This is a genomic window from Microcoleus sp. BR0-C5 (assembly GCF_036705045.1).
Lineage (GTDB): Bacteria > Cyanobacteriota > Cyanobacteriia > Cyanobacteriales > Microcoleaceae > Microcoleus.
Genome location: NZ_JAUBTR010000002.1, coordinates 92830 through 106148 on the forward strand (window position 1 = coordinate 92830; position 13319 = coordinate 106148).

Sequence of the window (13319 nt, forward strand, 5' to 3'; positions counted from 1 at the left end):
ATGCCTGTGCCACAAGCATTTCACAGGCAAGATGCCTGTGCCACAAGCATTTCACAGGCAAGATGCCTGTGCCACAAGCATTTCACAGGCAAGATGCCTGTGCCACAAAAATTATTGTGGGGTGGGCATCTTGCCCGCCCCAAATATTTCCACAGGCAAGATGCCTGTGCCACAAAAATTATTGTGGGGTGGGCATCTTGCCCGCCCCAAACTATTTAAAATTCTCCTAAAGACCTGCCGCACACACAGCCGCTCCAATTAACCCTACATTGTCATTCAAAACCAATCGAACCGGCATCATTTCTAACAGCGAATCCATCCGGCCTTTGTGGGTAAAAGCTCGCATAAAACCCCCTTCTTGAATTAGTGGCAAAATCTTAGCAGCGATGCCGCCGGCTATGTACAAACCGCCGTAAGGTAGAAGTGACACAGCCATATTTCCCGCCACCGCACCGTAAGCTTCTACAAACATTTGCATTGTTTGTTCCGAAAGCCGATCGCACTTTTTGAGTGCCGCCTGTGCAATTGTCGCCCCCGGATCGACACTCTTCTCGCTTTTACCGATTTCTGACTCCCATTTTTTGATAACTTCCCCTATCTCCGGCGATTCAGGAGCAAACTTTCTGTCCCGCAAAAACTGGTAAATTGAAACAATCCCTTGTCCCGAAACCACACGCTCGATCGATATTCTGGGAATGTCGTGTTTGGCTAACAAATATTTCAGCAATTGAAACTCCAACTCCGAACGAGGAGCAAAGTCACCGTGTCCCCCTTCCGAGGAAAAAACCCTGATGCCATTTGCCTCGGGAATTCCAAAACAATTTCCCAAACCAGTACCCGCACCAATCACAGCAATTGGATCGTGTTGGCGAGGTTTTCCAACTTGCAAAGTGTGCAAATCTCGATCGTCCAAAGCCCACACGCCGTAGCCAACCGCGACAAAATCATTAATTAAACTAACGTGTGATATTCCTAATTCCTGTTCCAGACGCTTCGCCTCCAGCATCCAAGGCAAATTAGTCAGTTTTGCAGTGTTGTTAACCACTGGACCTGCGATCGCAAAACAAGCTTTTTCTGGCACAGATGCCACATTCAACTTAGTAGTAGCTTCCGTCAAAAACTGCTGCACCATCGGCACTAAATCGGGAAACTCCCCGCTCGGATAGCGAAACTCGTAAAGAGCGTTCATTTCACCGTTAACAGTCCTTTCCACTAAGCGCAAAATTGTCTTAGTTCCGCCAATATCGCCCGCTAATAATAATGCCATAAATCTCTTTTTCCACCAAAGATAACATTCCCCATTTAAACACCCACAGTATTAATTGCCAACCAAGCCCGCAGCACCTCAGCCACAGTCCAAGCTTGAGCCGTGCAGCCCCGCGGCGAGTGGGGGGCGTCGCCCTCAAAAATTTCGCCCAGACTGCCAACTCCGCCGCCCATTATATGATGTGCCATCGGTTCGAGGAATTCGCGAGCTTGTGCTGGGTTTTTGTATACGTGCAAGTGCGCCAAGACAAACGGGCCAATCAGCCAGCCCCAAGCTGTGCCTTGGTGGTAGGCGCTGTCACGCTGCAATTGGTCACCTCCGTATGCGCCGCGATACTGCGGGTGCTGCGGCGAGAGGCTGCGGAGGCCGACAGAAGTCAGAAGCCCTTCAGCGCAGGCATCCACCACGCCGCGCTGCTGGATGGGCGTCAGTAACGGTGTATAGCGGGTTTCCTGGCGCATCCCCGCTGACAAGGAGTTGGCGGAGTGAGGAGGAATCGAGTCTAGGGGCAGGGATACGGCGAATATTTGGTTGGGCCGCAGGGAGCTATCGTGTCCGTCTGGGCCGTCGAGAACGTCGTAACAGTAACCGGTTGAGGCATTCCAGAAGCGAGGGAATCCGGCGGCTGTTCGATCGCCCAATTGCTGGTATTCATTGTGAGGCTTGCCCAATTTTCGAGCAAAACTTGCCATAGCTTGTATAGCATTGTACCAAAGCGCGCTGAGTTCGATCGGCTTACCAATCCGAGGCGTCACCACCCAATCGCCGATTTTCGCATCCATCCAAGTCAGTTGCACCCCGGTTTCGCCCGCGTAGACTAAACCGTCATCGGGATCGACGCGGATGTTATACCGAGTACCCTGCAAGTGCCAGTCAACAATCTCACATAACACCGGCCAGAGTTCGGTCAAAAGTTCGTCGTCGCCCGTGGCATCGATATAAGCGCGAATTGCCTCAAAGTACCACAGCGTGGCGTCGGCGGTGTTGTATTCCGGTTCGCCGCCCGCATCCGGGAAGCGGTTCGGCAGCATTCCCCGATCGACATACCGCGCAAATGTCCGCAAAATCGATCGCGCAATATCCCATCGCCCGGTACAGATTGTGAGGCCGGGCAGGGCGATCGTCGTGTCGCGCCCCCAGTCGCTGAACCAGGGATATCCGGCGATGATCGTTTTGCCTGCGGGTTCCTCCGCTAGCGGGCGGCTGACTATAAATTGGTCGGCGGCTAGCACTAAGTGATTGATCCAGTCGGGAGATTCGCTCACTTTTGACCAGTTTTGCAGCAGTTGTTGGTCATAAGTGCGGCGCTCTTCTAAAGCTGTACCGCCGTTGAGTTCGGTATTTTTCTCGGTGCTCGCTATCAATGTGAGAGAACTTCCCGGTGCGATCGTCATGTGAAAAGTCGCCGCGTGCAAGTGATCCTCGCAGCAGTCCAATCCGCGCCGCTTTTCTGCTGCTAGATCCAATCCGTAATGCCAATTGTATAAGGGCGCAGAGACTCGAAATGTGGCCTCTGGTGTGGCATCTGTTAGCAGGTACAGGGGTGCAGCCTTGGGAAATGCAGTCACGCAAACCCCGTGTTCCAAGGTTTCTAGGCTCATCTGCCAGTCGCCGGCGCTTGTCGTGTGGTGGTAGTCGCGGTAGTTGACTAGGGCTTTGACAGCGAGGGCGATCGGTTGTGAGGCGCGGTGCAAGCGGTATTGAATATATGTTGTGTTAGCACCTTGCTGCATCCAAATCCGCTTTTCCAGGATAGCGTCGGCGAGAGCAAATCTCCAAACAGGCGTCGTCCCTTCGAGGTGAAAGCTTTCGATGTAGTTGTAGCCGTGGGGTTCGATCGTGGCGTCGGCCCAGCGGTTTGTATAAAGCGGATAGGGGCGATCGTGATATACAGCCGTCTCGTCCAGCTTGGCGAGCATCAAAGTGCGTCCCAGCGGGGGTTTGAGGGCTGCTACCAGCAAGCCGTGATAGCGGCGGGTGAGGAGATTTGCGATCGTGCCGCTAGCGTAACCGCCGATCCCGTTTGTGACCAACCACTCCCGATACTCCGCCGAGTCGAGATTGCAGCAGATTTCCCGTCCAAAAGCCATAACCATAAAATCCACACTCGCGCTGATTTTTAACCTACCTTTAGGTAGATTTTCCACATGATATCAACTAGAAATATTAACGCTTGCAGGCCGTTAATTTGGCGATCGCCCCCGTGCCGAGTCCTGCTCTAATTTAGACATAACTAACCGCTACTTTTGCCCCTTACACAATTTTAGCCTTTGATGCCTCTGTCTAAAGTTAGTTGTTTGTTATATTAAGTAATATTACCGTCTAAACAGGCGCTAAACGTTAAGGGCAAGCATTTGATAGCGCGTCGGGCGATCGAACTACCAACCTATTTTATAAGGAGAACAGCTCAAAGTGAAGATAGGAGCAAATTACCTCGGCAATAACCAATGTGAATTTACCGTTTGGGCGCCCACCCTCAAACAAATCGCCGTCCAAATTGTTTCCCCAAAAAAACGGCTGATACCCCTGCAACAATCCGCAGAAGGTTATTGGCAAACCACAGCTACAGACATCGAACCCGGAACCCTTTACACTTACCAAATCGAAGGAAAAACTGAGCGACCAGACCCAGCCTCAAAATATCAACCCCAAGGCGTGCACGCTCCGTCGCAAGTAATAGATGAAAATATTTTTACTTGGACTGACACAAATTGGCAAGGCGTGCCGCTAGCCGAAATGATTATTTACGAACTGCACGTCGGCACATTCACCCAAGCCGGAACATTTGAAGCAATAATTCCCCAACTAAAACAACTTAAAGAATTGGGAATTAACGCTATTGAAATAATGCCAGTAGCCCAATTTCCAGGCGATCGCAACTGGGGATATGACGGCGTATATCCCTACGCAGTTCAAAACTCCTACGGCGGCCCCGAAGGCTTCAAAACACTCGTCAACGCCTGCCACGAACACGGCATTTCAGTAATTCTCGATGTAGTTTACAACCACCTCGGCCCCGAAGGCAACTACCTCAGTCAATTCGGCCCCTACTTTACATCCAAATACGGCTCGATTTGGGGAGACCCCCTCAACTTCGACGACGCCTACAGCGACGGCGTGCGTAACTACTTTATTGAAAACGCCCTCTACTGGTTTCGAGACTATCACATCGATGCCCTGAGATTAGATGCAATTCAAGCAATATTTGAAGTAGGCGCCAGACCTTTTTTACAAGAACTATCCGATGCCACAGCCGATATTTCCCAAGAACTAGGACGGCAACTTTACTTAATAGCCGAAAGTGACTTAAATGATGTCCGCACTGTACGTCCCAAAGAACTCGGTGGCTTCGGACTAGACGCCCAATGGTGCGATGATTTCCACCACGCACTGCACGCCTTGCTCACCGGAGAAGACGACCGATACTACCAAGATTTCGGCAAGTGCGAACACTTAGAAAAAGCCTTCAAAGAAAGCTTTGTTTACTCCGGCCAGTACGCGCCCCACAGAAAGCGGAGACACGGCAATTCTGTTAAGGATGAACCTGGTCATAAATTTCTGGTGTTTGCCCAAACCCACGACCAAATCGGCAACCGCATTTTGGGAGACAGACTCTCCAAAATAGTTGACTTTGAAGGATTGAAACTTGCAGCAGGCACAGTCTTAATTTCTCCCTACATTCCCTTCTTTTTTATGGGAGAAGAATACGGAGAAGAAGCACCGTTTTTTTACTTCGTTTCCCACTCGGACGAGAATTTAATTGAAGCTATCCGCAAAGACAAACAACAAGAATTTAAAAGCTTTGAAGGCCGAGGCGAGTTTCACGACCCCCAGAGTCCTGAGACTTTCGATAAGTGTAAGTTAAACTGGGAAAAACAAACCGAAGGCAAACACAAAATCCTTTGGGAATGGCACCAACATTTGATTCAACTGCGGCGGACAATACCAGCCCTTAAAAAACTCGACAAAAACAGTCTAGAAGTGTCCAGCCTTGAAGCGGAAAAAATCTTATTTCTACGTCGCTGGACAGATGACAGCCAGATATTCTGCATTCTAAACTTCAACAGGCAAGAGGTAGCTTTTACGGCTGCACTTCCCCAAGGCAAGTGGAACAAAATTTTAGACTCTGCTGATGAAAAATGGATTGGTTCAGGTTCTAGCTTGCCTGAAAAGATAACTTCAGAGCAAAAATTGACCATTAAACCGCATAGTTTTGCACTCTATGAATTAGAGTAATTAAAACGGGAGGCACAGCCTCAAATACAGCCGTTCCGAGGCCGAGCTCATTGGTGACAACTTAACGTTAAACATAGTATCGCTCTGCAGTCTGACGATTAGGGATCGATCCCCCCTAGCCAAGGGCGGGCACGGGGAGTAGGGGTCGCACCGCCCCTAGGTCGGGGGGGACAGGAATCTTCTCAAAGTCAACCCCTACTCCCCTTATTAAGGGGGATTTAGGGGGATCGAGACTCAGTTAAAAGCGAAATCGATCAGGGGTTTCAGTCTTAAGTTGACACCAATGGCCTCTGCCGGGGAATGCAGTCGAGGAGGCTCTGCCTCATATATTAAAAGAGAAAACCCTAAAAACCAGGAGTAAAATTAACATGATGAGAATTCCCACAACAACTTATCGGATTCAATTTCATGGAGGTTTTAACTTTGAAGCCGCCAAACAAATCCTTAGCTATCTGGAAGATTTAGGAATTACCGACCTTTACGCTTCACCAATATTTAAAGCCAGAAAAGGCAGCTCTCACGGATACGATGTCGTTGACTCAAATCAGCTCAATCCCGATTTGGGAACCTCAGAAAATTTTGAAGGCCTCACATACGAAATCAAGAAACGGAACATGGGATGGCTGCAAGATATTGTTCCGAACCACATGGCTTACGACACTCAAAATTTGCTGTTGTTAGACGTATTGGAACACGGGCCAGATTCCGACTATTTCGATTACTTCGATATTGAATGGAATCATGCTTACGAACATCTCAGAGGTCGAGTGCTGGCTCCGCTGCTGGGCAATTTTTATGGAGAGTGTCTGGAAAATGGCGAGATTCAACTCAAATACAGCGAAATAGGGCTGACCATCAATTATTATAGCTTACAATTGCCAGTAAGAATTGAATCTTATGCTAAATTTATCAGTCATAATTTGGGCTATTTAGCCAGGGAATTAGGCAGACGCCATCCAGATTTTATCAAGTTTTTAGGAATTCTTTATTTGATTAAAAATACCCCCTCAGAAACTAAAGGTAAAACCAGATACGATCAGATAGCTTTTGTCAAAGGACTGCTGTGGGAACTCTACAATCAAAATCCCATCGTGCAGGAATTTATAGATGAAAATATCAAAGTTTTTAGCGGAGAAAAGGGAAATTCCGAAAGCTTTAATTTGCTAGACGAGTTGCTTTCCGAGCAGTTTTACCGTCTGGCTTTCTGGAAAGTCGGGGCCGAAGAAATTAACTACCGAAGGTTTTTTACAGTCAACGAACTTATTTCGGTAAAAGTTGAAGAAATTAAAGTTTTTCACAAAAACCATGCTCTGATATTCGACATGGTTGATGAAGGAAAGTTTACCGGATTGAGAATCGACCACATCGATGGACTTTACGACCCCACAGAATATTTGAAACGACTCCGGGAGAAAGTCGGAGATACTTACATTACTGTTGAAAAAATTCTGGAACACGAAGAAGATTTGCCGTCATATTGGCCGATTGAGGGAACGAGCGGCTACGACTTTTTGAACTACGTAAACGGCGTTTTCTGTCGGTGCGATCGCGAACAGCAATTTAGCGAAATATATCAGAGATTTACTCGCTTGAATGTTCCCTATGAACAGTTATTTTTAGATAAAAAAGGACTGATTGTTGAGAAAAACTTGGCGGGAGACGTAGACAATCTAGCTCAACTTTTGAAGAATATCTCCGGTCAATCGAGACAGGGAAATGACTTTACTCGTCCCGGTTTGGAAAAAGCATTGGCGGCTGTTTTGACAATTTTTCCAGTCTACCGAACTTACATCAATCAAGACGGTTTGAGAGAGTCCGATCGCACTTACGTAAAATATGCGATCGCCCATGCCAAACAACAAGTACCGCGACTCCTCAAGGAACTTAATTTTATCGAAACGGTGTTGTTGCTGGAAGAAGAAGAAACCCTAACACCTGAACAAAAAGAGCAGCGCCGGCACTTTGTAATGAAACTCCAGCAGTTGACAGGCCCATTAATGGCAAAAGGCGTGGAAGACACGCTTTTATACGTCTACTATCGGCTTTTATCCCTCAACGAAGTGGGAGGAAATCCCAGTCAGTTCGGCGTGTCGCTGGGAGATTTTCACGAGTTCAACAAACAGCAGCAAGCCGCTTGGCCGCACAAAATGAATGCGACAGCTACCCACGATACCAAACGGGGCGAAGATGTGCGAGCCCGCATAAACGTTTTGTCAGAAATTCCCGATGAATGGGAACAGCAAGTCAGGTCTTGGAGAGAGGTAAACTCTTCTAAGAAAGTCAACTTTGTGAATCGAATGGTTCCCGATACTAATGACGAATACTTCCTGTACCAAACTCTGCTAGGCAGTTTTCCCTTTGAGGGAATTGAAAACACTGATTATGTCGATCGCCTGAAAGATTATGTGATTAAAGCTGTCCGCGAAGCCAAAGTCTATACGGCTTGGCTGAGACCGGATAACGACTACGAAGCTGGTTTTCTGACCTTTGTCGATAGCGTTCTCGAACCTTCGGAACAAAATCCATTTCTCAACAAATTTATACCTTTCTGTAAAAAAGTAGCTAATTACGGAATTTTCAATTCTTTATCTCAAACGCTGCTGAAAATCACGGCTCCGGGCGTTCCCGACATTTATCAAGGGACGGAATTCTGGGATTTAAGCCACGTCGATCCGGATAACCGCCGTCCCGTTGATTTTGAGCGCAGAATCGAGGTTTTGCGGGAAATTAAAGAGCAAGCTCAGACGGATATTTTGCAACTGGTTGAAGATTTGATTGCGACGCGAGAAGACGCGAGAATTAAGTTGTTTTTAACGGCAAGAGCGCTAGAAGCGAGAAAAAAATACTTGCAAGTTTTTCAATCAGGCGATTATCTGCCCCTGGAAGCAGTTGGCACGTTTAAAGATAATGTTGTTGCCTTTTCCAGAAGCTTTGGAGAGACTACAGTTATTGTCATTGCTCCCCGGTTTTTGACGGGAATTGTCAAACCGGAAGAAATGCCGATCGGCAAACAAGTCTGGAAAGATACTAATTTGAAATTGTCCGAACAAATGCCGTCGGTTTGGAAAGATGCAATTACAAATCAGGCGGTAGAAAGTAACGGTACCTTGGCAATTGGTGAAGCTCTCAGTTACTTTCCAGCAGCTCTGCTGATAGGTAAAAAATAGCAATGAAAAGCTATAAAATTCTGGAATTTTCCGAGATTCCCAGGAGGCAGACTTGAGGCTCTGCCTCAACAATATATTCCTTCCCAGGCACAGCCTGGAAGTAAACGGGTAGGGACACGGCAATGCCGTGTCCCTTTTCAGAATTGATATTAAACCTGATTGGAAGCCAAAAAACCGATCGCCCCTACCAACCAAACAAAATTTATACAACAAAGACGGCAAATACAACACAACGTATACGGTTTGCCACAATACCCGAATCGATCGCACACCGTACATTGGGAAGAGTAAAGAAAAGCAGTCAACAACTGTAGCGGTGCAAGCCTCACGGATGCAACCGTCCCCCAACAGGTTCGGTAAATACCCCTTCATCGCAAGGTCTACCGCCCGCAGTATAGAGATCAGCACCCTATCGAAGACTGTATTAAAGCAGGACTCACTACCCGTAAACCGCGAGGTAAAATCGCAGTCCTGAATAACCAGACTATCGCACAGATAAAACACCAAAATTTTGTAGAGATTGGAGCCGGAACACCCCTATGGGAAAAGTAGTTGGAATTGACTTAGGTACGACAAACTCCTGCGTCGCAGTTATGGAAGGCGGCAAACCCACCGTCATAGCCAACGCCGAGGGGGGTCGCACCACACCTTCTGTAGTAGCATATGCTAAAAATGGGGATCAACTTGTCGGACAAATCGCCAAGCGTCAAGCCGTGATGAACGCCGAAAACACCTTTTACTCAGTAAAACGGTTTATCGGGCGTCGGGTTGATGAAGTAACCCACGAAACCACTGAAGTTTCCTACAAAGTTCTCAAAGTCGGCAACAGCCTCAAATTAGACTGTCCCGCCCGTGGCAAGCAATTTGCTCCAGAAGAAATTTCTGCACAAGTTCTCCGTAAACTGGTAGAAGATGCCAGCAAATACCTCGGCGAAACTGTTACCCAAGCGGTAATTACTGTTCCCGCTTACTTTAACGACTCCCAGCGCCAAGCTACGAAAGACGCAGGAAAAATTGCCGGTATAGAAGTGCTGCGGATTATTAACGAACCTACAGCAGCAGCTTTAGCTTACGGGTTAGATAAAAAGAGCAACGAAACCATCCTCGTATTTGACTTAGGTGGCGGTACTTTCGACGTATCTATTCTCGAAGTAGGCGACGGCGTATTTGAAGTGCTAGCAACTTCTGGAGACACTCACCTAGGCGGTGACGACTTCGACAAAAAAATCGTCGATTACATTGCTAACGAATTCCAAAGAGCCGAAGGCATTGACCTCCGCAAAGACAAACAAGCACTGCAACGCCTGACGGAAGCAGCCGAAAAAGCCAAGATTGAACTGTCAAGCGTTACCCAAGCAGAAATTAACCTGCCGTTTATTACCGCGACTCAAGACGGGCCAAAACACTTGGACACGACTTTGACGCGGGGCAAGTTTGAAGAACTGTGCTCGGATTTGATCGATCGCTCCCGCATCCCCGTAGAAAATGCGATCCGCGACGCCAAATTAGACAAATCTGCAATTAATGAAGTCGTCTTAGTTGGCGGTTCTACACGTATTCCTGCGGTGCAAGAACTGGTCAAAAAACTCCTTGGCAAAGACCCCAACCAAACCGTAAACCCGGACGAAGTGGTCGCAGTCGGTGCAGCAATTCAAGCCGGCGTACTCTCCGGCGAAGTCAAAGACATCCTGTTGCTCGACGTTACTCCGCTGTCTCTCGGCGTCGAAACCTTGGGTGGCGTGATGACCAAAATCATTCCTCGCAACACCACTATTCCTACCAAGAAGTCGGAAACTTTCTCGACTGCTGTAGACGGCCAAACAAACGTGGAAATTCACGTTTTGCAAGGCGAACGGGAAATGGCGAATGATAACAAGGATTTGGGAACCTTCCGCTTAGATGGAGTTCCACCAGCCCCCCGTGGCGTACCTCAAATTGAAGTTACTTTCGATATCGATGCTAACGGTATTTTGAATGTAGCTGCTAAGGATAAAGGTACTGGCAAGGAGCAATCTATTAGCATTACTGGTGCTTCTACTTTGCCCAGCAATGAAGTCGAGCGCATGGTGAAGGAAGCCGAATCGAATGCGGCTGCTGACAAAGAGCGTCGCGAAAGGATCGATCGCAAAAACCAAGCTGATTCTCAAGCCTATCAAATCGAGAAGCAGTTGGCAGAATTGGGTGATAAAGTCCCCCCTGCTGACAAAACTAAGATTGAAGGGTTGCTCAAAGACTTGCGCGAGGCGATCAATAGTGAAGATGACGATCGGATCAAAACCCTAACAACAGAGTTGCAGCAAGCATTCTACGCTGTCAGCAGCAACCTGTACCAGCAAGCAGGCGGCCCAACTGATGGCCCTGGCGGCCCTGGTGGCTATGGAGACGGTGGCCCCACTGGCGGCGGCGACGACGTGATTGACGCCGACTTCACAGAAGGCAACAAATAGCAGGCTAAATTAAAAGCCCGCAGCTAGAAGCAAGAAACCCGGTTTTGAACAGAAACCGGGTTTCTGTTCTTTCAAAAACAAACCCAAGTCGATCGACTAAAATTACTAAAAATCTTGCTTGAGGCATAGAGACAAAACTAGAATATGCTTCAACAAATATCATAAACTATAGCAATCCTAAATGATTTGTGTAATTCTTGTAGGGGCAAACCCCCCGTGGTTGCCCCGCCTTAGCTGGGCTAGGCACTCTTAGCACTACCCTACATATTTTTACAACTTATTTAGGATTGCTATAGCAGTAATATCGCAATCGAGAGCCATTAAATGTCACGTTCTCCTATACAAAATTCCTCCCCAAATACTCCCAGCCAATCTCATGTAGCATCCTTGCGCCGACTCCGCCGGGTCAGCCATTTACTAGACAATGCAATTCCGATTCCCGGCACAAAATACCGCATCGGACTCGATCCGATATTGGGACTTATACCGGGCGGTGGCGATTTAATCAGTTCAATCTTTGCAGGATATGTTGTCTTCAAATCCGCTCAAATGGGAGTGCCTCAAGAGACTTTAGTACAAATGGCAGCTAATATCGTATTTGATACAGTTGCTGGTACAGTACCGGTAGCCGGAGATTTGTTGGATGTTACTTGGAAAGCTAATGTCAAAAATATAGACTTGCTGGATGCTCATTTAGGTTCCCCTGAACCTGGGAAAAAAGCCGACTGGTTATTTGTGGCGGCTTTGCTGTTGGGTTTGGTGTTAATTGTCGGAGGCGTGATTTTCTTGAGCGTCATGCTTTTTGGGTGGCTATTCCAAGTAATTACAGGGCGTTAATCTTGGGTTTGATGGGCAAGATAAATCCCTCTCTTTATGCCATTCATATTGATAACATATAATCGGGGAAACTTTTCCTAAAACATCCTCTTTGAGGAGGATTACGGGCATGGAAAAACATCTGGCTTTAACTACCCGTAGGGGGCGTTGCTTTTTTTTATGCCTCAACAAAGAGGGAAAATCTCACAGATCCGTAGATTACAAACAGGGCGATTGGAAACAAAAGCAACAGTTTTTTCGCAGCCATACTTAATAAAAATAAGAGGAGTATTAGCTACAAAAAAAACAGTGGCTGCAATCAATGTTCAATAAATAAATACCAAAGTGTGTCAGGGTTGAAAAATTCAACCAACCCCTACCAATAAAAGTTCTGATCCTCTTACCCAGAAGAGATATGTGGCAGAAATCTGAGATATTGCACCATTCTCAAGAACAGGCAAGATGCCTGTTCCACAAGAAAATTAACTCTGAATATTAAAAAGTATATCTTAAGGGTATTGACAAATATTATTTAATATGAATCTAACTCTAAATATTCTTTTAAACTAGCTATTTACCCGATCGCCCTTGAGTCCGATCTAGTGATATAATTCAGACTATAATATCAAATTGATATAAATGCTTGAATTATCAGCCCTTGGGCTGCTACAGTGGCAACCCCTGCACGGCTATCGGCTAAAGCAACAACTGGAGCTGTTTATGAGCAGTTGCATCAGCGTCAACTACGGAGCGATTTACCCGCTGCTGAAGCGCTTGGAAGAGCGAGGGGAGATTTCGGTAATAGCCGAAGAAGCCGGAGATGCGGGCTGTCCGCGCAAAATCTACGGAATTACCGCCAAAGGGCGCGAACTCTGGCGGCAAAAAATGCTCGAACACCCTCAAGAAAGCTGGGTTAACAGCGGTTCCCGGTTCCAAATCAAGTTTTTCTTTTTTGGCGACTTAGAACCGGCAGAACGGCTGAAGCTTTTGGAACACCGCTTGCGAGCCTGTTACACCCGGCAAGACTACATCGAAAGCCTCAAGAGCGAATATCCACTAACCGACGACTATCAATTTGCCTCTCGCGATCGCTGCAAGTCAGTGCTGGCGTCAGAGATAGAGTGGTTAACCGAGCAACTAGCCAAAGAAAGAGGCGCGATCGATCAAGTGCGCGACTCCCCAACCTTCGCTGAATCCGCCGACTCCCAGGAAAAATCCTTCCAACTCACCCACTCAGGTGAGTCATAAGAAGGATGTGTAATCATTCATGCCATCGTAACTTTTGAGATAACCAGAACCTTTCCTAAAAAAATCACTCCTTGGCTTTGCTAAGTGTGATCAGACTAAAGCCCTGCAAATACCCCAACCCCATTAAAAAGTGACTTT

The 13319-nt window shown here is 47.2% G+C and carries 8 protein-coding genes; 6 read left to right on the forward strand and 2 right to left on the reverse strand.

The annotated features are described in order from the left end of the window. Positions 1-219, forward strand: a 219-nt coding sequence (locus tag QUB08_RS01225) for a hypothetical protein (RefSeq protein ID WP_333222741.1), incomplete at its 5' end; no start/stop codon positions are given. 7 nt (positions 220-226) lie between these two features. On the opposite strand, the gene QUB08_RS01230 is transcribed toward QUB08_RS01225, so the two are convergent. Next, complete coding sequence (locus QUB08_RS01230; protein WP_333222743.1) at positions 227-1267, reverse strand: glucokinase; 1041 nt, start codon at positions 1265-1267, stop codon at positions 227-229. A gap of 35 nt (positions 1268-1302) precedes the next feature. Further along, entirely contained in the window at positions 1303-3363 is a 2061-nt protein-coding gene (locus QUB08_RS01235; RefSeq protein ID WP_333222938.1) for an amylo-alpha-1,6-glucosidase, read from the reverse strand. A gap of 316 nt (positions 3364-3679) precedes the next feature. On the opposite strand from QUB08_RS01235, the gene treZ reads away from it, so the two are divergent. The 5 genes from treZ (at position 3680) to QUB08_RS01260 (ending at position 13181) form a co-directional block, all read left to right on the forward strand. Continuing rightward, the gene (gene treZ / locus QUB08_RS01240; RefSeq protein WP_333222745.1) at positions 3680-5503 is read left to right on the forward strand and encodes a malto-oligosyltrehalose trehalohydrolase; all 1824 of its coding nucleotides are present in this window, start codon (positions 3680-3682) and stop codon (positions 5501-5503) included. A 371-nt stretch (positions 5504-5874) separates the two neighbouring features. Next, the gene (gene treY / locus QUB08_RS01245; protein WP_333222940.1) at positions 5875-8670 is read left to right on the forward strand and encodes a malto-oligosyltrehalose synthase; all 2796 of its coding nucleotides are present in this window, start codon (positions 5875-5877) and stop codon (positions 8668-8670) included. 539 nt (positions 8671-9209) lie between these two features. Beyond that, the gene (gene dnaK, locus QUB08_RS01250; protein ID WP_333222747.1) at positions 9210-11117 is read left to right on the forward strand and encodes a molecular chaperone DnaK; all 1908 of its coding nucleotides are present in this window, start codon (positions 9210-9212) and stop codon (positions 11115-11117) included. Between the two features lie 324 nt (positions 11118-11441). Continuing rightward, on the forward strand, positions 11442-11954 hold the full coding sequence (locus QUB08_RS01255; RefSeq protein WP_333222749.1) for a DUF4112 domain-containing protein: 513 nt from the start codon (positions 11442-11444) through the stop codon (positions 11952-11954). 618 nt (positions 11955-12572) lie between these two features. Further along, on the forward strand, positions 12573-13181 hold the full coding sequence (locus tag QUB08_RS01260; RefSeq protein ID WP_333222751.1) for a PadR family transcriptional regulator: 609 nt from the start codon (positions 12573-12575) through the stop codon (positions 13179-13181). The last annotated feature ends 138 nt before the right edge of the window (positions 13182-13319 follow it).